Origin of the sequence: Planococcus halocryophilus, from assembly GCF_022489025.1 — a bacterium.
GTDB classification, from domain to species: domain Bacteria; phylum Bacillota; class Bacilli; order Bacillales_A; family Planococcaceae; genus Planococcus; species Planococcus halocryophilus_A.
The window spans coordinates 154,073-179,261 of record NZ_JAKVTG010000001.1; the positions used below are offsets into that span (position 1 = coordinate 154,073).

22 protein-coding genes and 1 tRNA gene are annotated in these 25,189 nt (G+C 39.8%); 15 read left to right on the top strand and 8 right to left on the bottom strand.

Annotated elements, in window-relative coordinates; translation table 11 throughout:
• Positions 1 to 5: 5 nt before the first annotated feature.
• Positions 6 to 881, top strand: a complete 876-nt coding sequence (locus MLE13_RS00730) for an RluA family pseudouridine synthase (protein ID WP_240747575.1) — start codon at positions 6 to 8, stop codon at positions 879 to 881.
• On the opposite strand, the gene prpE is transcribed toward MLE13_RS00730, so the two are convergent.
• Complete coding sequence (gene prpE / locus MLE13_RS00735) at positions 878 to 1,615, bottom strand: bis(5'-nucleosyl)-tetraphosphatase PrpE (RefSeq protein WP_240747577.1); 738 nt, start codon at positions 1,613 to 1,615, stop codon at positions 878 to 880. The genes MLE13_RS00730 and prpE overlap by 4 nt on opposite strands.
• Before the next feature lie 101 nt (positions 1,616 to 1,716).
• On the opposite strand from prpE, the gene mgtE reads away from it, so the two are divergent.
• On the top strand, positions 1,717 to 3,087 hold the full coding sequence (gene mgtE, locus MLE13_RS00740; protein WP_240747578.1) for a magnesium transporter: 1,371 nt from the start codon (positions 1,717 to 1,719) through the stop codon (positions 3,085 to 3,087).
• A gap of 79 nt (positions 3,088 to 3,166) precedes the next feature.
• Positions 3,167 to 3,937: an enoyl-ACP reductase FabI gene (gene fabI, locus MLE13_RS00745; RefSeq protein WP_008429766.1), complete on the top strand. Its 771-nt coding sequence runs from the start codon at positions 3,167 to 3,169 to the stop codon at positions 3,935 to 3,937.
• A gap of 48 nt (positions 3,938 to 3,985) precedes the next feature.
• Here the strand turns inward: fabI and MLE13_RS00750 are convergent, their stop codons facing one another.
• From MLE13_RS00750 to MLE13_RS00760, 3 genes are all read right to left on the bottom strand, one after another.
• On the bottom strand, positions 3,986 to 4,423 hold the full coding sequence (locus MLE13_RS00750; protein ID WP_240747579.1) for a GNAT family N-acetyltransferase: 438 nt from the start codon (positions 4,421 to 4,423) through the stop codon (positions 3,986 to 3,988).
• On the bottom strand, positions 4,424 to 4,942 hold the full coding sequence (locus MLE13_RS00755; RefSeq protein WP_240747581.1) for a YjcG family protein: 519 nt from the start codon (positions 4,940 to 4,942) through the stop codon (positions 4,424 to 4,426). It lies immediately after the preceding gene.
• Positions 4,943 to 5,003: 61 nt separating this feature from the next.
• A complete protein-coding gene (locus MLE13_RS00760) occupies positions 5,004 to 5,726 on the bottom strand; it encodes an alpha/beta hydrolase (RefSeq protein ID WP_240747582.1) in 723 nt (240 codons plus the stop codon).
• A gap of 103 nt (positions 5,727 to 5,829) precedes the next feature.
• Here MLE13_RS00760 and MLE13_RS00765 point away from each other — a divergent pair, with 103 nt between their 5' ends.
• From MLE13_RS00765 to MLE13_RS00790, 6 genes are all read left to right on the top strand, one after another.
• Positions 5,830 to 6,414, top strand: a complete 585-nt coding sequence (locus tag MLE13_RS00765) for a phosphatidylglycerophosphatase A family protein (protein ID WP_240747583.1) — start codon at positions 5,830 to 5,832, stop codon at positions 6,412 to 6,414.
• A 126-nt stretch (positions 6,415 to 6,540) separates the two neighbouring features.
• Positions 6,541 to 7,515 carry a TAXI family TRAP transporter solute-binding subunit gene (locus MLE13_RS00770; RefSeq protein WP_008498116.1) on the top strand — a complete coding sequence of 325 codons (975 nt, stop codon included), beginning with the start codon at positions 6,541 to 6,543 and terminating at the stop codon, positions 7,513 to 7,515.
• A gap of 78 nt (positions 7,516 to 7,593) precedes the next feature.
• Positions 7,594 to 8,118, top strand: coding sequence for a DUF1850 domain-containing protein (locus MLE13_RS00775; protein WP_240747584.1), 525 nt, complete (start codon positions 7,594 to 7,596; stop codon positions 8,116 to 8,118).
• Positions 8,108 to 10,141 carry a TRAP transporter permease gene (locus MLE13_RS00780; RefSeq protein WP_240747585.1) on the top strand — a complete coding sequence of 678 codons (2,034 nt, stop codon included), beginning with the start codon at positions 8,108 to 8,110 and terminating at the stop codon, positions 10,139 to 10,141. Before MLE13_RS00775 ends, MLE13_RS00780 begins: the two co-directional genes overlap by 11 nt.
• 380 nt (positions 10,142 to 10,521) lie before the next feature.
• Entirely contained in the window at positions 10,522 to 11,781 is a 1,260-nt protein-coding gene (locus MLE13_RS00785) for a DNA polymerase thumb domain-containing protein (RefSeq protein ID WP_240747589.1), read from the top strand.
• 14 nt (positions 11,782 to 11,795) lie between these two features.
• Complete coding sequence (locus MLE13_RS00790) at positions 11,796 to 12,158, top strand: YolD-like family protein (protein ID WP_240747590.1); 363 nt, start codon at positions 11,796 to 11,798, stop codon at positions 12,156 to 12,158.
• Positions 12,159 to 12,208: 50 nt separating this feature from the next.
• Here MLE13_RS00790 and MLE13_RS00795 read toward each other — a convergent pair.
• The 3 genes from MLE13_RS00795 to MLE13_RS00805 all read right to left on the bottom strand — a co-directional run bounded on the left by MLE13_RS00795 (position 12,209) and on the right by MLE13_RS00805 (position 13,375).
• Positions 12,209 to 12,281, bottom strand: a tRNA-Val gene (locus MLE13_RS00795).
• Between the two features lie 74 nt (positions 12,282 to 12,355).
• Entirely contained in the window at positions 12,356 to 13,084 is a 729-nt protein-coding gene (locus MLE13_RS00800; protein WP_240747591.1) for a thermonuclease family protein, read from the bottom strand.
• Between the two features lie 147 nt (positions 13,085 to 13,231).
• A complete protein-coding gene (locus MLE13_RS00805) occupies positions 13,232 to 13,375 on the bottom strand; it encodes a hypothetical protein (RefSeq protein WP_240747592.1) in 144 nt (47 codons plus the stop codon).
• Between the two features lie 115 nt (positions 13,376 to 13,490).
• Here MLE13_RS00805 and MLE13_RS00810 point away from each other — a divergent pair, with 115 nt between their 5' ends.
• Together MLE13_RS00810 and MLE13_RS00815 are read left to right on the top strand one after the other, a co-directional pair.
• Positions 13,491 to 14,417: a Gfo/Idh/MocA family protein gene (locus MLE13_RS00810; RefSeq protein WP_240747593.1), complete on the top strand. Its 927-nt coding sequence runs from the start codon at positions 13,491 to 13,493 to the stop codon at positions 14,415 to 14,417.
• An 82-nt stretch (positions 14,418 to 14,499) separates the two neighbouring features.
• A complete protein-coding gene (locus tag MLE13_RS00815; RefSeq protein ID WP_240747594.1) occupies positions 14,500 to 15,888 on the top strand; it encodes an aldehyde dehydrogenase in 1,389 nt (462 codons plus the stop codon).
• A gap of 107 nt (positions 15,889 to 15,995) precedes the next feature.
• Here the strand turns inward: MLE13_RS00815 and MLE13_RS00820 are convergent, their stop codons facing one another.
• On the bottom strand, positions 15,996 to 17,561 hold the full coding sequence (locus tag MLE13_RS00820; protein ID WP_240747596.1) for an ATP-binding protein: 1,566 nt from the start codon (positions 17,559 to 17,561) through the stop codon (positions 15,996 to 15,998).
• Between the two features lie 200 nt (positions 17,562 to 17,761).
• On the opposite strand from MLE13_RS00820, the gene MLE13_RS00825 reads away from it, so the two are divergent.
• The 4 genes from MLE13_RS00825 to MLE13_RS00840 all read left to right on the top strand — a co-directional run bounded on the left by MLE13_RS00825 (position 17,762) and on the right by MLE13_RS00840 (position 25,163).
• Complete coding sequence (locus tag MLE13_RS00825) at positions 17,762 to 18,814, top strand: M42 family metallopeptidase (protein ID WP_240747597.1); 1,053 nt, start codon at positions 17,762 to 17,764, stop codon at positions 18,812 to 18,814.
• A gap of 19 nt (positions 18,815 to 18,833) precedes the next feature.
• Positions 18,834 to 20,294: a UDP-N-acetylmuramoyl-L-alanyl-D-glutamate--2,6-diaminopimelate ligase gene (locus tag MLE13_RS00830; RefSeq protein ID WP_240747598.1), complete on the top strand. Its 1,461-nt coding sequence runs from the start codon at positions 18,834 to 18,836 to the stop codon at positions 20,292 to 20,294.
• Positions 20,295 to 20,398: 104 nt separating this feature from the next.
• The gene (locus tag MLE13_RS00835) at positions 20,399 to 21,967 is read left to right on the top strand and encodes a peptide chain release factor 3 (RefSeq protein WP_240747599.1); all 1,569 of its coding nucleotides are present in this window, start codon (positions 20,399 to 20,401) and stop codon (positions 21,965 to 21,967) included.
• Between the two features lie 136 nt (positions 21,968 to 22,103).
• Entirely contained in the window at positions 22,104 to 25,163 is a 3,060-nt protein-coding gene (locus MLE13_RS00840) for an efflux RND transporter permease subunit (protein ID WP_240747600.1), read from the top strand.
• Positions 25,164 to 25,189 lie beyond the last annotated feature (26 nt).

Consider the following 25,189-nt stretch of genomic DNA (forward strand, 5'->3'; position numbering starts at 1 on the left):
ATGCGATGAAACCTTTTCAATTAACATATACTGCTGAAGACCGAGGCTTGCTTCGTGAGGCGCTAGGCGCATGGGGCATCTCTAAACGAACGTTAGCTTCTGTTAAATATGGTGGTGGTCAGATTTTAGTTAATGATCAAGAAGTGACGGTTAGGCATGTCCTAGAAAAAGGCGATGCTGTAACCGTTATTTTTCCGAATGAAGAACATGGCAAAGGGTTACTTGCAGAAGATGGTGACTTAAACATTGTTTACGAAGACGAAGTATTGCTCATCGTGGAAAAGCCGCCTTTGCAAAATACCATCCCGTCTCGTGAGCATCCTTTTGGCAGCTTAGCGAATATTGTAGCGAAACATTTTAATGACCATGGAATTCCGTCTACTTTGCATATCGCAACTCGACTTGATCGCGATACTTCAGGACTTGTTTGCATTGCAAAAAACCGCCACATTCATCATATGATTTCTCAGCAACAACAAGAGAAAAAGATGAAGCGACGGTATGAGGCGCTAGTTCATGGGCAAATCGATAAAACTGAATTTACAATAACGGCTCCAATTGGACGAAAAAGTACCAGCATTATCGAGCGGGAAGTACGTGAAGACGGCCAATTTGCTGAAACCGAAGTTCGTGTTCTCGAAAATTTGCAAGGCTATTCACATGTTAGCTTACAATTGAATACGGGGAGAACACATCAGATTCGTGTTCATCTAGCCTATACGGGCCACCCTTTAGTTGGTGACGACTTATATGGTGGCAAACGAGACTTAGTGAATCGTCAAGCGCTGCATTGTACTGAGCTCGAGTTGATTCATCCGGTTTCAGGAAAGCCACTGTTTTTTCATTCAACATTAAATGACGATATGCAATCTTTGCTTTAATCGTACATGTAAAAGCGATCAGGTTGATACGGTTGTAAAGAAGGCACGGAAACGACTTTTTTTTCGGGGAAACGAAATGCGCTGAGTGCGCCGCCAAAAACGCAACCCGTATCGATGTTGACTGTGTTGTTGATGAAATAAGGCTCTGGAGTAGGCGTATGGCCATATACCACCCATTTATGTCCTTTATAAGACTTAGCCCAGTTGCGCCGAACAGGCCGACCATCAGAATGGAATTTCCCTGTTATATCGCCGTACAGCACAAATACTGCAATGCCTTTGCTTAAGGGCTTGCCAACCATCTCGGCTTTTAAGCCAGCATGAGCAATGATTAAATCATTGTCAAACTGTTGGTAATGCGGGAGTTGTTCGTAAAACTGGATATAGCGTTTTTTGAATTGCTGTTTTTCTAAAGGAGGCAGCTGTTCCCATTCAGCTACGGTCATTTCTAGCCCGTGAGCTAATTGAACAGGGTGTCCTTTGAAAAAGCGGTAAAGTTTATTGCAGTGATTTCCTGGTGAATAATAAAGGGTGTTTTCGTCTTGTAATGCAAATAATAAGCGCAACACATTTAATGATTCAGGTCCGCGGTCCATTGCATCGCCGACAAAAGCAAGTTTTCTGTTGTCGGGGTGAACGAAAATCGAGCCTTGTTGTTGGTAACCTAATTGTTCTATAAGCAGCAGCAACTCCTGATAACAACCGTGAATATCCCCAATAATATCAAATTTCATCCTACACACCTCTTTGTTTAAAAATTTACTATACATAACAATGGTGTAACGTATAGACTACTATAGCAAGCATAGAAGATCTTCGAAAGGAGGGAGTATACATGATGGACGAAAAAGTAATACGTGATGAAGATTTAAACGAAGCTTTGTTCGCTGAAATGCTTATACGCGGAGACGTCAAAGATTTTCGTGAAGAGTTCCTATCGCACCATCCATACGACCAAGCAAGTTTTTATGAAAAGGCTGATTCCGAAACAAGGCAATTGCTGTATCAGTATCTCTCTCCTAAAGAGATGGCGGATCTGTTTGAAGCGATTGAATTAGATGATGATGACTACGAAGATTTGTTCCGAGAAATGGATGCTCGTTATGCTGCGGACCTACTGTCTTATATGTATACAGATGACGCAGTTGACGTGTTAAACGAATTAAATAAAGAGCAAGTTGCGAGTTATTTGACCATTATGGACAAAGAATCAGCACGTCAAATTAAAGACTTGCTCCATTACGAGGAATATACGGCCGGATCGATTATGACGACAGAATTTGTGGCAATTCCAAAAAATTCAACGGTTCGTTCGGCAATGAATATTCTTCGAAATGCTGCACCAAATGCGGAAACCATTTACTACGTATTTGTTGTGGATGATGAAAAGAAACTTTCAGGTATTGTCACATTGAGAGATTTAATTCTTGCAGAAGAAGACACATTGATTAGTGCCATCATGAACGAACGAGTGGTTAGTGTTTCGGTGAGTGAAGACCAAGAAGAAGTTGCACGTATGATTAAAGATTATGACTTTCTAGCTTTACCCGTTGTTGATTTTCAACAGCATTTGCTAGGGATTATCACAGTCGATGATATTATCGATGTATTAGAAGAAGAAGCTTCCGATGATTACTCCAAACTCGCAGCCGTATCCGATATGGATACATTTGATAAAAGTTCGTTAACTGCTGCAAAAAAACGGTTGCCATGGTTGATTTTGCTGACGTTTTTAGGGATGTTGACAGCAAATTTAATGGGCATGTTTGAAGCAACTTTAGATCAAGTTGCACTCCTGGCTGTTTTTATCCCGCTCATTGCTGGTATGGCTGGTAATAGTGGTACACAGGCTTTGGCAGTAGCGGTTCGAGGAATTGCGACAGGGGACATTGAAGAAGAAAGTAAAATGAAACTATTGTTTCGTGAAGCGGGGACCGGTCTTATTACCGGTGTTGTTTGTGGAGTCGTTGTCGTAGGCTTGGTTTACTTTTGGAAAGGCGAATTACTCATTGGGATGCTTGTTGGGACAGCTGTTATGAGTTCCATTTTTGTCGCAACATTAGCGGGTTCGTTTATTCCGTTAGTAATTCACCGAATGAAAATTGACCCAGCAGTCGCATCTGGACCTTTTATCACAACATTAAACGATATTATTTCTATTTTAATTTACTTAGGTTTAGCTACGACATTTTTAAGTCGTCTTTAGAAAAGTGCAAATTGCACTTTTCTTTTTTATGAGGTATTATTAGTACCAGGTAATAACAACAGACGCAGGAGGAATGGACATGTCAATATCATTAAAAGGAAAGACTTTTGTCATTATGGGAGTAGCAAACAAACGGAGCATCGCTTGGGGAATCGCACGTTCGTTAGATCAATCTGGAGCAAATTTAATTTTTACATACGCAGGAGAGCGTTTTGAAAAGTCTGTGCGGGATTTAGTTGCGACATTAGATGGCAATCATGAATTGATCTTGCCTTGTGACGTTACAAACGATGAAGCAGTAGCTACATGCTTTACAACGATTAAAGAAGAAGTAGGAACAATCCACGGACTGGCACATTGTATCGCTTTTGCAAAAGGCGAAGAATTAGCAGGCGATTTTTCAGATACGTCACGAGACGGCTTTTTATTAGCGCATAATATTAGTGCGTACTCGTTAACCAATATCGCGAAAAATGCAAAACCATTGATGGCAGAAGGCGGTAGCATTGTTGCCTTGACGTATATTGGCGGCGAACGCGTTATGCCAAATTACAATGTCATGGGTGTTGCAAAAGCTTCTCTTGAAATGTCAGTACGTTATTTAGCAGCAGACCTTGGTAAACATAATATTCGTGTTAACGCGATTTCTTCAGGTCCAATTCGTACATTATCTTCAAAAGGTGTCAGTGATTTCAATTCAATTTTGCATGAGATTGAAGAAAAAGCACCATTGCGCCGCAATACAACACCGGAAGAAGTTGGCGATACAGCTGCATTTCTTTTCAGTGATATGTCTCGTGGAATTACAGGTGAAACTATCCACGTTGATAGCGGATTCCATATTTTATAAAATACGAAAAAACAGATTAACCGATTTATCGGTTAATCTGTTTTTGTTTTACTCTACTGTTACGGTTTTTTCCATCGATTTATGGGGGATACCTGCATCCATAAATTCATCTGATGTAACTTCGTAGCCGAGGTGTTCATAAAAGGCAAGAGCATGGGTCTGTGCATTTAATTTAAGTCTGAAAATGCCGTTAGACTGAGCATACTCCTCCATTCCGTTCATCATCATGACGCCAATATGCTGTCCACGATATTCAGGAAGAACGCAAACACGTTCAACTTTTCCAAGACCGACTTCTACTTCGCGAATACGGCCGGCAGCAATTGGCTGTTCAAGTTGATAAGCGACAAAATGAGTCGCGTCGTCATCGTGTTCATCCATTTCAATATGAAGCGGGACACTTTGCTCATCTACGAACACTTTTCTGCGAACATCAAAAGCTTGTTCTTTTTCCAATTGATTTTCAGCTATTTTCACTTTAAACACTTACTGATCATCTCCCGTTAAACGGAATGTCTCGTATACTGTCCATGAACCATCTTCCAATTGATAAAGTAAATGCATCCGGTCAATAATTTCTTCATGATCGATACCGACCATTTTCAATTGACCAAACACATCAGCGTGTTCGGTATCAGACAATTTTTGTCCGATAGTGATATGTGGTACGAAAGAATGTTTTGGCATTCCTCCGAAAAAGTCAGAATGCAAATCTTCGTGTAAAACCGTAATTTCTTCGTTTGGTTCTACTTTAAAGTACAAGGTAGTGTTAACCGGAGAAAATGTGCTGACACGTGTTGCATGTAATTTAAAAGGTTTATGGCGCTTTGCAATGTTTTGCATTTCTGTCGCCATTGCCTTAACATCTGCTGCATCTACCTCAAATGGTTCTTTTAATGTCATGTGAGGAGTGATCAATTCATAGTGCGGGTCATAACGTTTACGGTACGAGTTAGCGATGTCTTGTAATTTTTTTGAAGGGAATGCTGCTACTCCATATTTCATCTAAACGACCTCCTTGTCTGTAATAACCATCTTTTTTAATGCCTTGGAGCATTATAAGCTTCTACATGCCGAAGTTCTGAATAAGTGCACGCCTTAAATCGGGCTGCCAATGCTTCCAAGTGTGGTCTCCTTCAAATTCTTCATAAAAGATCGAAAACCCTTTATTTTTCATTAAATTATTTAATTTGCGGTTTGGTTCGAGAAAATCCGCAGTTCTACCAGATCCTAGTTTTACAGCTGTTTCTTCTTTTCCGATAACGTGATAAACCGTAAAAGAGTTAGCCGATTTAAAAGCTTCCACTGCAGTCAGCATTTCTTCGCCAACTTTCGGTGATTGAAGGATGACACGGCCAAAAATATTCGGGTATTTTAAAGCTGCCATCAAGGATGCTGTCGCCGCTAGAGAATCTCCGATTAAAGCACGCCCCATACCTACTTGATAGGTTGGATACTTTTCATCTAGGAAAGGCACCAGTTCATGTGCTAGAAAACGTAGGTAAGCGCTATGCTGTTCACCGGTGGGCTCGTATTTTTTATTTCGGTCTTCTACACTCTTGTATGGAACGCCGACCACAATAATATTTTCGATTTCCCGATTCTCCAATAACTCATCGACGACTCGAGGAATTCGTCCTAGTTGAAAATAATCTTTTCCATCAGAAGCGATGACCAGCGTATATTTATATAAGGGCGAAAAATTGGCAGGAAGATAGACGAGCAATTGCATGTCTTCTTGAAGTTCCTTGCTGTAGATGGATAAGTCTTCTACCTTTCCAGTAGTCATTTATATGCCTCCTCTAGTGTTTTATAAGAAAATTGTACCATAATGAATGTTCAAGGTATAATGGAAAGAGAACACCAATAATTAGAGGGAAGGGGTTTTTGACATGGATGGTGCAAAGTTCCAAGTTCATTCAGACGACGTTAGAAAAGCAACACATGAAGCATTAAAACGAAGAGGCGTAACGAATGAAGACATAGCCAAAATAGTTTTGGATATGCAACTCCCTTACAATGAAGGACTTAAAATCGAACATTGTCTGGAATCAGTTGAAAGCGTTTTACGCAAACGCGAAATGCAGCACGCTTTGCTAGTAGGGATTGAACTCGATGAACTAGCAGAACAGGGAAAGTTATCCCGTCCGCTTCAGCAAATTATCGGGTCGGATGAAGGGTTGTTCGGCGTTGATGAAATGATTGGATTAGGTGCAGTGCTAACTTATGGAAGTATCGCAGTCACGACATTCGGTCATTTGGATAAAAATAAAACTGGCATTATTCATGAACTAGATACAAAAGTTGGTGGTCATGTTCACACTTTCTTGGATGATTTGGTAGCTAGTATCGCTGCATGTGCGTCGGCGCGTATTGCCCATCGGACCCGTGATCTTGAAGAGCAAGGTAAGACGTTTGAAGATCTGGCTCCGGAAGATACGACACCTGAAACACATGTAGAGGGTGCAGAGACGTAAAGAAGTTTTCTAAATGTTCTTTCTGTAAGCGGTTGTAATTGCGAATTGCATTGAAACTAGCCAGAAAGGAATGGTATTATTAAAAATGAAACATAGAAAGTTATTTGAGAAAAGGGAGGTCACTTTATGTTAAACAAGAAATTTGGTTTATTTGCTGCAGTAACTCTTGCAGGATCTGTATTTTTAGCAGGATGCGGAGATGACGCAGCTACAGAAGGCGAAGGCGGAGGTTCATCAGATCCAGAATTCCTTAGCATTCTAACTGGCGGAACAACAGGTACGTATTATCCACTAGGTGGCGCGATGGCTAACATCATTGAAACAGAAACTGGTTTGGATACGACAGCTGAAGTTTCACAGGCATCTGCTGCGAACATGACAGCACTTGCTGATGGAGATGCGCAAATTGCATTTGTTCAAACAGATACGGCATTTTATGCATCTGAAGGATCGAATATGTTTGAAGGCGAAGTAATCGATACAGTTTCTGCTATCGGTGCACTTTATCCGGAAACAATTCAATTAGTAACAACTTCAAGTTCAGGAATTGCTTCATTTGATGATTTAGCAGGTAAGAAAATCTCAGTTGGTGCACCTGGATCAGGAACTTATATTAACGCTGAACAACTACTAGAAATCCATGGTATGGCGATGGATGATATCGATGCACAAAACCTTGACTTCGGTGAATCACAAGAAAGCTTGCAGTCAGGTCAAATTGACGCAGCATTCATCACTGCTGGTACTCCAACAGGCGCAGTTGAAAGTCTTGGAGCTACTTCAGATGTAGTGATTGTACCTGTAGAAAAGGATAAAGCTGATGAATTAATCGAAAAATATCCTTACTATGCACATGATACTGTACCATCTGGTATTTACGGATTAACTGAAGAAGTTCCGACTGTTTCAGTTTTAGCAATGTTAGTTGTACAAAACGATCTTTCAGAAGATCTTGTTTACAACATTACAAAAGCAATCTATGAAAACACAGATCAAATCCAGCATGCAAAAGCAGATTTCATCAAATCAGAAACTGCTCTTGATGGAATCGGTATTGACATTCATCCTGGAGCGCAAAAATATTTTGACGAAGTAAATTAATTGAATGAGCGAGTAACTGACGACAAAGCGCGAGCTTTTCGTCAGTTATTTATTTTTTTAGATGGAGGAGAATAGATTATGCGGTTTACCCGGATACAAAAAATCCTTCTTTTAATGATTGCCCTCATCTTAATCAGCTCCTTAATCGCATTCACCCCTTCCAAAAAATATTATGTGTTTATCGATAATGAGACTGAAGACATTGCGGCATATATTCCGGTAGAAAGCCAGTTTTTCCAAATAATATATACCCATTCGATTCACTTATCAGAAGTTATTGAAAGCTACAAAATAGTAGGAAACGATCAGTTGATGATGACAGAGCTTGAATACGAAGATTTTAATATCGGGATGCCTTCAAATGCAGGAGAAGGCGAGACCTTTGTCGAAAAAGATGGTAAATACTTTATCAAGAATATGACAAGAAAAATCCCGGAGTTCCGTTTATTTGTTGGGGATGTGGATGCGAACTTATCATTCAAAACCAAAGGACACCGGATGGATTTAAAAAAGACGCTTGAAAGAGGAAAGTCGTATACGTTTCGAGTAGAACATGTATCCCTGTTTCAACTAAGAAAAGGAGTGAAAATTGATGAGCGATAAGTTGCCTCCAGAAGAGCATGCGCAGCAAAAGCTTCCGCCAGAGGACGAGTCTTACATCTCAGAAGAAAAACAAAAGGAAATTTTACAGAAATACGATCCTGAATCCAATACGCGGGATTTAAGCGGAATGATTAAACATGTGGTCTTTTTTGGATTATTAGCTTTTTCCTTGTTCCAGCTCTATACTGCCATCTTTGGACAGTATACCGCTTATATTCAGCGGTCGATTCACTTAGGATTTGCCTTATCCTTAATTTTTCTATTATTCCCAGCTAGAAAGCGTAAAGGAGCTCGTCATAAGGTTGCTTGGTATGATTATATCTTGGCGCTATTATCAGTTGGTGTAGCTTCTTATTGGCCAATCATGTATGACGATTTAGTATTCCGTCTTGGACGTGTTACTGAATTAGATTTGATTGTCGGGATTTTAGCGGTCCTTCTAACATTAGAAGCGACTAGGCGAGCAGTTGGTATGCCGATTACCATTATTGCAAGTTTATTTTTAACTTATGCCTTTTTCGGACCTTACTTCCCAGGGTTCTTGCGTCACAGAGGACAGGATTTAGAATCACTTGTTCAATTGATGTTCTACACAACGGATGGCGTACTCGGAACACCAATTGGCGTATCGGCTACCTTTATATTCACCTTCTTGTTGTTTGGATCGTTTTTAGTCAAAACAGGAGTAGGACAGTATTTCAATGATTTGGCCGTATCATTAGCCGGAAATTTAGTTGGTGGACCAGCAAAAGTAGCAATTTTCTCTAGTGCTTTGCAAGGGACGATTTCTGGGAGTTCGGTTGCTAACGTTGTAACTTCAGGTTCTTATACAATTCCGATGATGAAAAAGTTAGGTTACAAGAAAGAGTTTGCCGGAGGGGTAGAAGCAGCAGCCTCTACAGGTGGACAATTAATGCCACCAATCATGGGAGCAGCAGCCTTCTTGATGGTAGAATTTATCGGAGGCGTGACTTACTGGGAAATTGCCAAAGCGGCAACAATACCAGCACTTTTGTATTTTACAGGTGTTTGGATTATGACTCATTTCGAAGCGAAGCGCATTGGCTTGAAAGGGCTCTCGCCAGAAGAAATGCCAGATCGTAAAGAAGTATTGAAAAAAATCTACTTACTAACGCCAATTCTTGCGATCATCGTCTTTTTATTGATCGGTGTGCCAACAATGCAAGCAGCACTTTACGGTATTTTACTCACGATATTTGTAAGTGCTTTTAATAAAGAAACGCGCTTGAACTTTAAAGATATGATTTTAGCTTTAGTTGATGGTGCAAGAACGGCGTTAGCAGTTGCAGCAGCAACTGCAGCAGCTGGGATTATTGTAGGCGTGGTCGTGAAGACTGGACTTGGTTTGAGTTTGGCGAACGGATTGGTTTCCGCATCAGGCGGAAATGTCTTGTTAACCTTATTCTTCACGATGTTAGCAGCGATTGTCCTAGGTATGGGATCGCCAACAACTGCCAACTACGTTATTACGTCTACAATCGCAGCACCTGCTATTATTACACTGTTGATGTTAGATGAGCCAGTTGGCGCAGCAGTGCCACTTGTGGTCGCATTATCTGCCCATTTATTTGTTTTCTATTTTGGTATTATTGCCGACATCACACCACCTGTTGCACTTGCAGCATTTGCCGCATCAGGTATTTCAGGCGGCGAGCCCATACGGACCGGTTTTACTGCAGCCAAATTAGCGGCAGCAGCCTTTATCATTCCATATATGTTCGTTCTATCTCCATCGTTATTAATGATTGATACGACTTGGCCAGAATTAATCTGGGTATTGATTACAGCATTATCCGGTATGGTTGCAATTGGTGCAGGATTAATCGGTTATTGGTATCGTAAGCTTAACTGGTTCGAGCGTATTATCACATTTGCAACTGGACTTGCGTTAATTTATCCAGAAGGCATGACAGATATTATTGGAGCTGTGTTATTTGTTATCTTGTTTGGTATCCAATGGATGGCACGCGATAAAAAACCTAGTAAAACAGCACAAGCATAAAAGAAAGAAAACCGGTCAGGCTGATGCCTGACCGGTTTTTTTGCGTTCGATATTTTTTTACTGGAAAACGAAAAAAGCCATCACCCGAAGGTGATGACTTTTTCAAAGCAAACTTTGTTCCTAAAGCTTGCAGTGGGTTTGGCACCCAATAATTCCTACTGATTGTTGAAATCTCATAAGAACGATGGATGTCGAACTTGTTACTAGATTCATCATATCTTGTTCATTAGGAAATGTAAAGTTGTTAGAAATTTTGGCGAATGGAGAAAGAAATCAATGTTTGAGTATGCTGTAGATTTTTTATTTTTCAAAAAGGATTGCCGCTGGGTAAATCGTGGTATAAAATAAGAACAAACGTTCCCTTTTGAGAGGTGAGTATGATGAAGGAGCAGGAACTACCAGAAGCTTCTATCTTCTGCATCGATATGTGCGGCTTTTACGCGAGTGTTTCGGCGGTTGAGCTTGGACTAAACCCTCTAGAAGTTTGTCTTGCAGTTGTCGGAAATCAGGAGCGAAAAGGTAGTGTCGTATTAGCTGCATCGCCAATGATGAAAAAGCGTTTTGGCGTCAGGACAGGTACACGACTTTTTGAAATTCCAAATCATCGAGATATTTTATTAGTAGAGCCGAAAATGAAATTGTACTTACAAAAATCTATGGCAATCACTGAATTATTGGCAAGTTACGCGCCGAAAGAATCGATTCATATTTATAGTGTTGATGAAAGTTTTATTGAACTGACGGGTACCGAGAAATTATGGGGACCACCAGAATTTACTATGCAGCGCATTCAACAAGAATTATTGGATTCTTTCAAACTGCCATCTTCAGTTGGGGGAGGTCCTAATATGTTGCTGGCCAAATTGTCATTAGATTTAGAAGGAAAAAAGACGGGGTTTGCTTATTGGAACTATAGCGATGTACCGAAGAAATTGTGGCCAGTACAGCCATTAAGTCGAATGTGGGGCATTGGATCTCGAACAGAGAAAACTTTAAACAGTATGGGGATTTTTTCTGTAGGAGACTTGGCGTGTGCCGATGTTTCTGTTTTGGAAAAGAAATTTGGGATTATGGGCAATCAGCTGCATCAACATGCTAATGGCATTGATCTTTCGGATATGGGGTCCCCCTTAGTCGAAGGACAGATTAGCTATGGCAAAGGACAGATTTTGTACAGGGATTACATAGAAGAACAAGATATCATGACTATTATTTTAGAGATGTGTGAAGATATCGCGATGCGTACACGTCAAGCTCGGCGTGCAGGGCGAACCATCCATTTGAGTATCGCTTATAGCAAGACCGCTTTTGGGGGCGGGTTTTCTCGTTCCCGGTCTATTGACGAAGCGACAAATGACACCATGGAAATGTATCGTGTTTGCCAAAGTCTTTTCCGTGAACATTTCCAACACAAACCGGTACGACAAATTTCACTAGCCATCAGCAATTTAGAAGAAGAGTCATCTATGCAGCTGAGTCTCTTTGATGAAAAGAAATTTGAAAACAGACAGCTCGGAGAAGCGATGGACACGATTCGGAAACGATATGGCTATTCAGCAATTTACCGCGGCATATCTGCTACGCAAGCAGGTACTGCCATCGCACGAACAAAATTAATCGGTGGACACAATAAAGAATAAAGGGGATGGATTGGATGAAACACAATAAATATTTAAAAGTTGTAGGAGACATTAAAGATCGCGGACGTATTAAATGGACAGCGTTAATGTTGCCAGAGCATGTCGAAATGATTCGAGAATGGTACGCCAAAGACGAGCTAGTAGCAAAGCCTGAATTGACAGAAGACGATTTGCAGCTGCTACAAGAAGAAATGGACATCGCGTTAAAACGTCAATGTGAAGTGGTGATTCAAAGTTGGAAAGAAGGGGTGGTTTATGAGCATAGAGGGACGATTGAAGGCATCGAGGCAAGGAATCGCATGATTGTGTGTAAAGAGGGAGAGCAGAGACATCGATTGTCGATAGATAAAGTAGTGGGGATAGTGATGATTGATTAAATTCGCGTAAAAAAACCGCGCAACCTAAAGGCTACGCGGTTACTTTCATATGATTCCTACTGGGCTCGAACCAGCGACCTCTACCCTGTCAAGGTAGCGCTCTCCCAGCTGAGCTAAGGAATCTCAATTTCCAGGACAAATTTAATTATAGCTCGTCCGTAGAAAAAGTCAATACTAGTAAAAATAGAAAAGGTAACCTACTGGCCAACGCCTCTAAAGCCTGCATCCCGCGCATCTTGTTCAGAGCAAAACCATTCTTCTGGATTGGTTTGTTCGTAGGAAGAATCACTTGGCAAATGATAGATTTTATTGCCGTTGCGGTTAATATTGCCTTTAATATCGCATGCGTCTGTTGGTTGTCCAGAAGTAGGGGACGTATTGGCAGCTGGTTTTTGTCCGTAAGCTTCTGCATTGAATCCGCGGTTGGTTGAATAGTTTTCATATTGCCAAATGCCTACTCTATTTTCTTTAGCGATTTGTTCTGCTTGTTCAAATTGATCAAGGTAACGCGTGTTTGGCGGGAACACATAAGCGACTCTGGCCAGTCCAGCTCTAATCATTTGTTCTTGCACACTTTCGCCATCAACGTAAATATAAGCAAGCAATCGGTCATAATCATCAAAACGGTCGCCGACATCAAATTCGATAGAAACATCACCAGATTCAATAATCCGTTTGTTTTCTTCAGTAGCATCTTTGCCAAGTGGTTGTTCGCCTAAGCTCGGATGATTGGTTTCCGGCGTATCCATCAATAAATAACGAACGGTTACTTCTTGACCTTCGTACATAATTTTAATGGTATCGCCGTCAATGACTTGCGTCACTTCCACATCTATCTGATCGGTTGTGTTGGGCGTATCAATAGATTCGACCATTCCGCAGCCAGATAGAAAAAATAAGGCTAATAACATAACTTTTAGTTTCATGGCAATCCCTACTTTCGTTCTTACATTATACGAACAATTAACTAGCCTGGCAATCGAGTCTATTGCATAATAAAACGCCTCTTTCAACCAATGATTGAAAAGGCGTCGCTATGTACGAGAGGGATGTATTTGGATTAGCACGATCAATTAAAGTGCAGACTCCGAAGGCAATTGAGCTTCTGTGTAATACAAAAGAGATTCTTCCGTTACGTTTTCTAACTTTTCTTTATTGACGCCAACTTCTAATTCACCTGTGAATATAGGTTCCCACCACTGTGTCTGCTCATTCATAAAAGTTCCTCCTCGAAATTGTAATGGTATTGTTTGACTATTCTATACCCTTAGAGGTTACACTAATAAACAAACATCGTGAAAAAGCTGAACAAGTTTAAAGGAGAGATAGTTGATGATTTCAATTGGTATCATTGGAGCGGGAATTATAGGGGAACGTATTATTAAACAACTGCAACAAGAAGAGAACCGCATAGAAATAAAAATTGTTTACGATGAACAAGCTGAACGACTTACAGAAATTAGCCAAACCTATGGCATCCCGATGGCAAAATCAGTCGAAGATGTCCTTCACTCAGATATAAACTGGGTTTATATTGCAACACCACCTGCGTTCCATGCAGAGATTGCTGAACTTGCAGCAAGTGCAGGGATTAATATTTTGTGCGAAAAACCGTTAGCCCATAATGTGGAGGCTGGCGAATCGATGGTAGACTCTGTGCAAAATAACCGTGTGAAAACGGCTATGCATTTTCCTTTAATGTATAAACCGGTAATCCGCGAAATGTCTAAACGTATTAAAACGGGTCATATTGGGAAAATTGTCCGTATCGAACTTCAAACCTTTTTCCCGGATTGGCCAAGGTTGTGGCAGCAAAATCCGTGGATTGGCTCAAGAAGTCAAGGGGGATTCGTCCGTGAAGTCTTCCCACATTATTTTCAATTGATGAATCGGCTTTTTGGTGAACTATCATTTACTTCCCATCACATTACTTATCCTGAACAGGCAGACAAATGTGAAACAGGGATGATTGCTCATGGACTCACCGAAGAACAAATTCCTTTCCTATTGACGGGAATTAGTAATATCGGTCAAAAAGAGTTATTGCAGTTTAAAGTGTACGGAGAACATGGTGTGCTAACGTTAGAGAATTGGACAACTCTTTACGAGTCGGTAAAAGGAGAAGATCGTCAATTGATCAGTGACTTTGAAGATGTGCCTTCACTTTTTGAAGAAATGAATGAACAATCGACGTTGTTAGTTAATTTCGAAGAGGGATTAGTTGTCCAACGTTATATCGATCATTTATTGGCAGACTAGTAGCTAAACTAGTCGAAGTCATTAGTTTAGCGTATAGGTTATCTTGATGGGTATAATAAAGAAACTTAGAGGAGGTTGGACAATGAATTTCACAGCAACTGATGTAGAACGCATGATAGAAGAACAACAAGCTTATTTTTATACAGGTGACACGAAACCAACAGCTTTTCGAATTGAACAATTATATCGCTTAAAAAGCGTTATCCAATCTCATGAAACCGATATAATTGATGCCTTGAAAAAAGACTTAGGCAAAAGTGAATTTGAAGCCTATGCAACAGAAGTCGGCTTTGTGCTCGACAGCATCAGTACGATGGCAAAGAACGTAGAAGATTGGATGAAGCCTGAGCAAGTTAAGACTCCACTTCACTTGCAACCAGCAAAAAGCTTTGTCATCCACGAACCGTATGGCTCTGTATTGATCATAGGTCCCTTTAATTATCCATTTCAGTTAGTAATGGAGCCGTTAATTGGAGCGATTATAGGTGGGAACTGCGCAGTGGTTAAGCCGTCTGAAGCGACGCCGCACGTAGCAAAAGTAATCAGAACAATCATTGAAGAAGCCTTTCCTTCTTATTATATTCGTGTAGTTGAAGGTGAACGAGAAGAAGTGACAGCGTTGATCCACGCACCATTTGATTATATTTTCTTCACAGGTAGCGTCAATGTTGGAAAAGTTATTATGAAAGCAGCATCAGAGCGCTTAACACCGGTGACTTTAGAGCTTGGCGGAAAAAGTCCAGCAATTGTCGACCAAACGGCTGATCTCGATTTAGCTGTAAAACGAATTGCTTGGGGTAAATTGATGAATACGGGGCAAACTTGTGTGGCACCGGATTATGTTTGTGTACACGAATCGGTTAAAGATGAATTTATAAAAAAATTAACAAAAACGATTCAAAATTTTTACGGCAAAGATGCACAAAAAAGTCCGGATTACGGGCGCATTGTCAACACCCAGCATTTTGACCGTTTAGCAGAAATTGTTCAAAAAGAAGCGAATCATGTTGTTTATGGCGGTAAAATGGACCGTGATGACTTATATATCGAACCGGTTTTATTAGACCGAGTAGGATGGGATAGTCCTTCGATGGAAGATGAAATTTTCGGACCGATTTTACCAATTATTAGCTATACGGATTTACCGCTCTTACTGCGCCAGATTCGAAAACTACCTAAACCGTTGTCAGCGTATATCTTCTCTGAAAATGAACGCGCAACGCAATTTTTCTTAGAGCAATTACCATTTGGCGGGGGTTGCATCAACGATACAGTCTCACATGTGGGCAGTGCCTACTTGCCATTTGGGGGAATCGGTTCGTCAGGGATCAACTCTTATCACGGGAAATCTAGTTTTGAAACCTTTACACATGCTAAATCGATTTTGAAAAAATCCACTAAATTATCGACGAATCTGTTGTTTCCGCCTTATAAAAACAAAGCGAAATGGATTAAAACCGTATTAAAATAGGCGGTCTTCGGGTTGTTTTTAGTTTAAGGTAAATTTGTTTCGAGTATGTAAAATGGATATATAGAAAAAGCGAGCAACTACTCAGTTGCTCGCTTTTTCTATATTAATTATTGTGCTTTAAAAAGAATTTTAGCAACTGTGCCAATCCCTTCAGAGCTTGATATAGAGAGTTTTCCTTTATGTTCTTGAATAATTTTTTGAGAAACGATTAACCCTAGTCCTGTACCACTTACTTTAGTGGTATAAAAAGGTTCGAAAATCTCATTCAAGTCTTTTTCAGAAATTCCTTTTCCGGTGTCTTCGAAAGAGATAGAAAACATATCATTTTCTTCCTCTTTTAAAGAAACACGAACTTCGCCTGGCTCATCCATTGACTCTACTGCATTTTTTAATAAATTGATGAAAACTTGTTTTAAATGATGTTCTTCTCCATTAAGCAGAAAATCTTGTTCCCAGTCTTTTATCAATGTAATACTATTCATGTTTAGTTCTGAACTAAATAATAGAAGAATATCGTCCAATGCTTTCTGGACACTAAAGTCCTTTAACGTTGCGGCTTGAGGTTTGGCCAAGACTAAAAATTCACTAATGATTAAGTTGATGCGTTCTAACTCTGACTGAATCAATTCGGTATACTCTGGAAAACAGTGTTTTGGATCATGATGCATCATTTGGATAAACCCGGAGATAACGGTCATCGGGTTTCTAATTTCATGGGCTACCCCAGCAGCAATTTCTCCAGCAAGCTTTAATTTTTCAGTTTGGACAATCAGTTTTTCTGATTCTTTTTGGTAGCTAATGTCACGTGAAATCATAGAAGTCGCCACTATTTTTTCGGAATTATCGAAAATGGGGGATAATGTGATTTGTGCGTGAAAACGACTGCCGTCTTTTCGAACATCTTCGGTTTCTAATAAGGAGTAGCTTTTTCCTTGTTGAACTTGTCGTGTGCGCATTTTAATTGCTAGTGTATTTTCTAATGGATAGACGGGTAAGATTTGTCCGATGCATTCTTCCGAAGTCCAACCGTATAACTCTTCGAAAGCCGGATTAACTGCGATAATTTTTTCTTGCGAATCGAAAACGGCAATTGCATCTTTCGCAGTTTCAAAAAACAACTGCAAATAACCCTCTTTTGACAGTAATGCCTTTTCCATTGAGGCGTTTTTAGCCTCTAATTGTTTCCAATAGCGACTAAAGTAAAGACTATGAAGCAAGGTAAGGAAAAAAATGCTTAATGTAAAAACGACAATAGATAATTGATTATAAGAAAGTGAAGCTCCTGGCACAAAGCGATCATATACAGTAAGAAAAAGTGCAAATTCAATAGCTGTTAAGAGTCCAAGAACTAGAATCGGTTTCGTTTCGTTATACAATGCGCAAATAATAATAGGAACGACGAAATAAATAAGCGTAATCGGAGCGGAAGATTCAAAATTTAAAATAAATATGTAAAAATTCATAGCAAAAAGCATGGCATATTGCAACGCGCGCTCATTCATTTTTGTGATAAATACCAGTAATAACAAATAAGTAGAAATTCCGAAAAATGGAGAAACAACAGCGGTGTTTATATCGGTAATTTGATTGAGTAGAAAGTGAAAAATGCTTAAAGCTCCATATATATGGATAAATAATTGACTTCTTTTGCGATTGATAAGCTTGCTTTCCATTAGACACCTCGGTATTTTTAACAATGTAATTTAAACGAGTAAGTTACGTTTCGTAATAAACGCCTGTTTTTTTGTTAAAAGATAGTTTCAAAACACATAGAAATATAATTTTGAGTTCAACTTATACTATAATACTATAAGTCAGGACTGTGCGAACATCTATGATTTTGATATGATTATAAGATCGAGGAGTGAAAATGATGACTTATCAATGGAATCAAAGTGAAACGATTGAGTTATTAAAAGAACTAGTGGAAATTCCAAGCCCGTCAGGATATACAATGGACGTGATGTCAAAAATCAGTGCATTATTGACACAGTGGAATGTTGAATATAAAACAACTCACAAAGGTGCTGTAATTGCGACGATCCCTGGGGAAAACCAAAAGCAACATCGTTTATTAACTGCGCATGTCGATACACTTGGCGCAATGGTAAAAGAAATTAAACCAAGCGGTCGTTTAAAATTGTCTTTAGTGGGTGGTTTTAAATTTAATGCTATCGAAGGTGAAAACTGCCTTATACATAAAGCAGACGGCTCGACAGTCTCAGGAACGATTTTGTTGCATCAAACAACTGTTCATGTTTATAAAGATGCCGGTACAGCAGAGCGCAGTGCAGATAATATGGAAGTACGTTTAGATGAGAAAGCCTTTTCTAAAGATGAAGTACGAGGCTTAGGTATAGAAGTAGGAGATTTTGTTTCATTTCAGCCAAGGTTCGAAGCGACTGCGTCTGGATATGTTAAGTCTCGACATTTAGACGATAAAGCAAGTACTGCTTTAGTCCTTCAATTAGTAAAACACTTGAGTGAAACAAAAGAGCAATTGCCATACACAACTCATTTTTATATCTCCAATAATGAAGAAATTGGTTACGGTGGAAACGCGAGTATCCCACTAGAAACACAGGAATACATTGCAGTTGACATGGGCGCGATTGGAGACGGACAAGAATCAGACGAATATACAGTTTCCATTTGCGCAAAAGATTCAAGTGGGCCATATCATTACGGCTTGACCCGTCACTTGATTGCTTTAGCACAAACGAATTCGATCGACTACAAAGTCGACATTTATCCATATTACGGTTCGGATGCATCAGCTGCGATTAGTGCAGGACATGATATTAAGCACGCCTTGTTCGGTCCTGGAATTGAAGCTTCCCATTCGTATGAACGTACACATATCGATTCCTTAAAAGCGGCGGCAGCATTGCTTCATGCATATGTATTGTCTCCATTGGTTTCATAAGAGTTAGGAGAGGATTTTCATGAACAGCAAAGAATTACTTGCGTCAATTCCTTATAAACAAATTAAAGGACCATTGCCAGAACATATTGAGCACCTGACAATCGATTCTCGTGATATAAAAGCAAATTCAGCATTTATTTGTATCACGGGGTATACGGTAGATGGTCATGATTTTGCGCAACAAGCAGCAAATCAAGGGGCCACGTTAATCATCACTGAAAAACCAATGACGATTGACAATGCAACAGTAGTGGAAGTTGAAAGCACCTCTCGAACAGTAGGTCTGTTAGCTGCTAAATTTTATGATTATCCATCTAAGCTTTTGCATATGATTGGAGTTACCGGCACTAATGGCAAAACGAGCGTAGCAGGTATTCTGCATTCTATGTTAATGGAACTCGGAGAAAAATCAGCATTGACAGGAACGATTGGCTTTAATTTAAATGGTCAACTTCATCCTTCAGCAAACACAACAAATGATGTGTTAACAACACAACAAATGATTGCACGTGCACGAGATGAAGATTGTTCACATATGACAATGGAGGTTTCATCGCACGGTTTAGTTCTGGGCCGTCTAGCTGGAGTGGAATTCGATACCGCTATTTTTACTAATTTGACACACGACCATTTAGATTTTCATGGAACAATGGAAGAGTATGGACATGCCAAAGCATTGTTATTTTCACAACTTGGTCAAGATCTTGCCAATCAAAAGCAAGCAATTTTAAATGCTGATGACTCGTGGTCAAATGAACTAGCGAAAATGACCCCTCACCCTGTATACACTTACGGCATTCAAAATGACGCCCAGTTTCAAGCAAAAGACATTCAATTGATGCACACAGGTACAAGCTTCACGTTGAAGTGTGTAGAAGGTGAATTTCCTGTAACGATGAAACTTCTTGGTGAATTTAATGTTTCGAATGCGTTAGCATCGATTGCCGCTTTATATGCAGAAGGATATAAGCTTGATGAAATTTTGAAGGCACTTGCGGTTATTGCGCCAGTTGAAGGGCGTATGCAAAAAGTAGAAGTCGAAGCACCTATATCGATTTTTATCGATTATGCTCATACACCTGATGCTATCGAAAAAGCAATTGACGCAGTTCAAGATTTTAAAAAGAACCGGATTATTTTCCTAGTGGGAACAGGTGGCAACCGTGACAAAACAAAGCGTCCAATCATGGCTGAAAAGGCATCAATTGCTGATTACGTCGTTTTGACGACAGACGATCCACGTGATGAAGCGTATGACAGTATTTTAAGTGACTTGGAAGTTGGTATGACCCACAGTAATTTTGCTTGCATTGGTGATCGTGCAAAAGCAGTCGAACATGCCGTAGAGCAAGCGGAAGCTGGCGATATCATCATTCTTGCCGGAAAAGGGCATGAAGATTACCAAATTATTGGGAATACGAAATATCCACATAGTGATAAAGAAATAGCGATACAACAAGCATTGAAAAAGTTTCAGTAAAAGGAGCCTCTACTGGCTTCTTTTTTCTGTAGACGTTAAAATTCCTTGTTTTTTTCAGTCCCCTTCTCTAATATGAAGAGAGTAGATTAAAGGAGCGTATAAACATGTCAGACCAATTAAAGAGTGAAATTCAAAATAGAAGAACCTTCGCCATCATCTCCCACCCGGATGCTGGTAAAACGACATTAACAGAAAAACTATTGTTATTTGGTGGAGCTATTCGTGATGCCGGGACAGTAAAAGGGAAAAAAAGCGGCAAGTTCGCAACTTCCGACTGGATGGAAATTGAAAAACAACGGGGTATTTCTGTAACTTCTTCCGTCATGCAATTTGACTATGATGGACATCGTGTCAATATTTTAGATACACCAGGACACCAAGATTTCAGTGAAGATACGTACCGTACCTTAATGGCAGTAGACAGTGCAGTAATGATTATTGATGTTGCTAAAGGGATTGAAGCACAAACCGTTAAACTATTTAAAGTATGTAAAATGCGCGGTATACCCATTTTTACGTTTATCAACAAAATGGACCGTCAAGGTAAAGAACCATTAGAATTAATGGAAGAACTTGAGGAAGTACTTGGCATTCAATCTTACGCTATGAACTGGCCAATCGGTATGGGGAAAGAATTCCTTGGAATTTATGATCGTTTTAACAAACGTGTCGAGCCTTACCGTTCAGAAGGAGAACGTTTCCTTGAACTAGATGAAAACGGTCGATTGATCGAAGACCACGAAATGAAAAAAACGTCTTATTATACACAAGCAATGGATGATATTGATTTATTAGACGAAGCTGGCAACGAATTTTCAATTGACCGTGTAAAAAAAGGTGAATTGACACCTGTATTTTTCGGGAGTGCGTTAGCAAACTTTGGTGTAGAAACGTTCCTTGAAACGTATTTGCAGTTTGCACCACCACCGCAACCGCGTATTACACAAGAGGAAGAAATCATTGATCCAACTGAAATGCCGTTTTCAGGATTTATCTTTAAAATCCAAGCCAATATGAATCCAGCTCATCGCGATCGTATTGCTTTTGTCCGTATCGTATCGGGGAAATTTGAGCGAGGGATGAACGTAACTTTGGCGCGTACAGGGAAAAACATTAAACTATCACAGACCACACAATTTTTAGCGGATGATCGTGAAATGGTTAATGAAGCAGTAGCAGGCGATATAATTGGTTTACATGACGTAGGGAATTACCAAATTGGAGATACAATTACGAGTGGTAAGAAATTCCAATTCGAAAGCTTGCCACAGTTTACGCCAGAGTTATTTGTGAAAGTAACGGCTAAAAACGTCATGAAACAAAAGCATTTCCACAAAGGGATTCTTCAATTAGTACAAGAAGGCGCAATCCAATATTACAAAACATTGCATTTAGAAGAAGTGATTCTTGGTGCAGTCGGTCAACTTCAATTTGAAGTGTTCGAACACCGTATGAAAAACGAATACAATGTAGATGTACGTATGGAGCCAGTTGGCAACAAAATTGCACGTTGGATTGAAAATGAAGAAGATGTGAAAGAATCGATGTCAAGCGGACGTTCGATGCTAGTACGCGATCGTTTCGATAATTATGTATTCTTATTCGAGAATGAGTTTGCGACACGCTGGTTCCAAGATAAAAATCCAGGCATCCGTTTATATAGTCTCTTATAAAAAATGAAAACCTGCTTCGGCAGGTTTTTTTGGTTTTTAAAAATTGGCAGAAGTGTGAACACGCTCTATTAAATTTGCGGTTGTAAGAAATTTTTCTTATGATTAAAGAACACAGTAAAGAGAGGGTTTGAAAAAAATGAAAATAAGTGATTTTTCCATAAAACGGCCTGTCTTTACCATCGTCATCATGTTTTTGGTTATTATTCTAGGTATCGTGTCATTTACACGAATTCCGATTACGTTAATTCCAGAACTAAATCCACCAATAGGTGTAGTGGTAACAAATTATCCAGGAGCTAGTCCTACAGAAGTAAGCGAAAAAATTACAAAGCCATTAGAGGCAAATTTAGCAACTTTACCAGGCATCAAGTCGATTCAATCGAATAGCCAAGAAGGATCGAATTTTATTCTTTTAGAATTTGATTGGTCTACAGATATCGATGATGTCCAATCCGATATTGCACAAAGAATCGATCAAACACCATTACCTGATGATTCGAATGATCCACGCTTTTTAAAGTTCGATCCAGCACAGTTTCCAATTTTGCAATTGTCTTTGCGTTCAAGTGATCCAGACGCAGACGTACGGGTTATTGCAGAAGAATTAGAAACAGAGCTCCGTCAAACAGAAGGAGTTGCAAGCGTTAATATTTCAGGTTCTTTAATAGAAGAAATTCAAATCGAATTAGATCAAGCGGCACTTGAAGAACGTGGCTTGCAGCAATCAGATGTTGTGCAGCTCATCCAGGCAAACAATATTTCACTTCCAGGAGAACCCATTGAAACAGAAGATGGTCGGAACTTAACAACACGCATCATCAGTACGTTAACAAGTGTAGAAGAAATCCGGAATTTAGTTTTGACGATTGATCCACTAGAAGGCGATAACATTACAATTGATGATGTTGCGACAGTAGAGATTAGTGAGCGTCAAAGTAGTAGTGAAACAAGAACGAACGAAGAACCTGCTGTATTGTTATCTGCTCTTCAAGAGTCTCAAGCAAATACAGCAGATGTTTCAGATGCTTTTCAGAAACGACTTGATGAGCTTTTAAGTGAAGAGCGTTTTGAAGGAGTAAAAGCAAATATTCTATTTGACCAAGGTGATTATGTTAAACAGGCCATTGGCAATATTGGTCAGACATTAGTTCTTGGTGGGATTTTTGCGATGCTTGTTCTTTTCTATTTCTTACGAGGTATTAAAAGTCCAATCATTATTGGAGTTGCGATTCCGTATTCAGTAATTGTGACGTTTGTTCTTATGTTTTTTGCAGATTTCGCATTGAATATTTTAACGTTAGGGGCATTAGCTTTAGGAATCGGGATGCTCGTAGATAATGCTATTGTGGTTATCGAAAATATCGAGCGACATTTGGCAATGGGCAAGAATGCTAAAAAAGCGGCTTCTGAAGGCGCAAAAGAAGTTTCAGGTGCAATTATTGCATCTACTCTTACGACTGTCGCAGTTTTTATCCCGGTTATTTTCATATCAGGGTTAATCGGAGAGATTTTCTTTGAATTTGCTTTGACGATATCGTTTAGTCTTTTTGCTTCTCTAGCTGTTGCATTAACCGTTATTCCAATGATGGCATCTAGAATGCTAGGAAAACCAGGGAGTAAGCCAAGAGTTCAAAAAGACACTTCAAGAAGCGTTAAAGTTTTTGAAGGATCTGTAGTTTGGGCTTTACGAAACCGAATCATTGTATTGCTTACAGCACTAGTATTGTTAGTCGTTGGTGCTTTTGGTGTTATGCAAGTGGGAACAGAGTTTATACCAGCTACAGATGAAGGATTTGTTAGTGTTTCGGTCGAACTTGAAAATGGTTCTTCTAGAACAGCCACTAACGAAGTAGTCGACTTAATAGAAGATGAATTAAAACTAGAAGATGAAGTTGATGTGTACGTTAGTTTGATTGGTTCAACGCAACAAGGACAAGCACAAGGCTCTGCACAAGCGAACGTCGCAGAAATTTATGTGAAATTAGTTGACTTGGCAGACCGCGATCGTTCCATTTTCGATTTTGTAGATGATGTACAGCCGCGAATTCGGGAAACTGTTGGAGACCGTGCATTAGTAAGCTTTAACTTGCAAACAGCTGCGGGCTCTTCACCGAACAATTTATCTTTTACTGTCACAGATACAAATCGTTCGCGGTTAGACAAGGCAGTTGTTGACATTGAAGCTGCTTTAACAAAACTTCCAGAAGTAACAGAGCTAACGAATGACCGTCAAGAAACCATTGATGAAATTCAGATGACGATTAACCGCGAAGCGGCAACTGAATATGGTCTGCCACCGGTTCAGATAGCACAAGCAGTCAATAGCATCACACGAGGCGTTTTAGCTAGTCAAGTATTGACAGAAGACGATGAAGTTCTCAGTGTCTATGTGGCGTATGAGGAAGGAGAACGAAACAGTCTTGAAAAGCTTCGTACTTTATCTCTCAGAACACCTGCTGGGGAATTTGTCGAGCTTCAGGAATTGGCTGATATTGAAGTCGCACAAGGACCTGTTAGTATTCGAAGAGTAGATCAGGCAGATAGTGTGTCCTTTACTTTACAGCATCAATCGAGTATTACGCTTGGTGATATGTCTGATCAAGTAGATGCAGAACTTGAGGCTTTGAATTTGGACGACAATACATTAATTTCGTTTGGTGGAGACCGTGAACTACTCGATAACTCGATTAATGATATGTCTATGGCGGTCTTACTAGCTATTGTGCTTGTCTATATCGCTATGGCTGCACAATTCGAGTCCTTTAAATATCCACTTGTTATTATGTTCACTGTCCCGTTGATGGCGATTGGTGTAGCAATTGCGCTGTTTATCACTCAAACTCCAGTCAGTATTACCGCTGTTATTGGCTTACTTGTTCTAGTAGGAATAGTCGTCAACAATGGGATTGTCTTGGTGGATTATATCAATCAGCGAAAAGAGGCTGGCATGGGTTCATATGATGCTATTATCACTTCTGTTCATGATCGCCGCCGCCCAATTTTAATGACAGCATTAACAACTATTCTCGGGTTATTGCCTTTGGCAATTGGCATAGGAGAAGGCACTGAAATCAATCAGCCAATGGGAATTACAGTGATTGGCGGATTAATTAGTGCGACTTTGTTGTCACTTTATGTTGTCCCGATTGTTTACAGTCTATTTGACCGACAAACAAGAAGAATGAATAAAAAGTAAGCCCTCGGGTTTACTTTTTTTCTTTT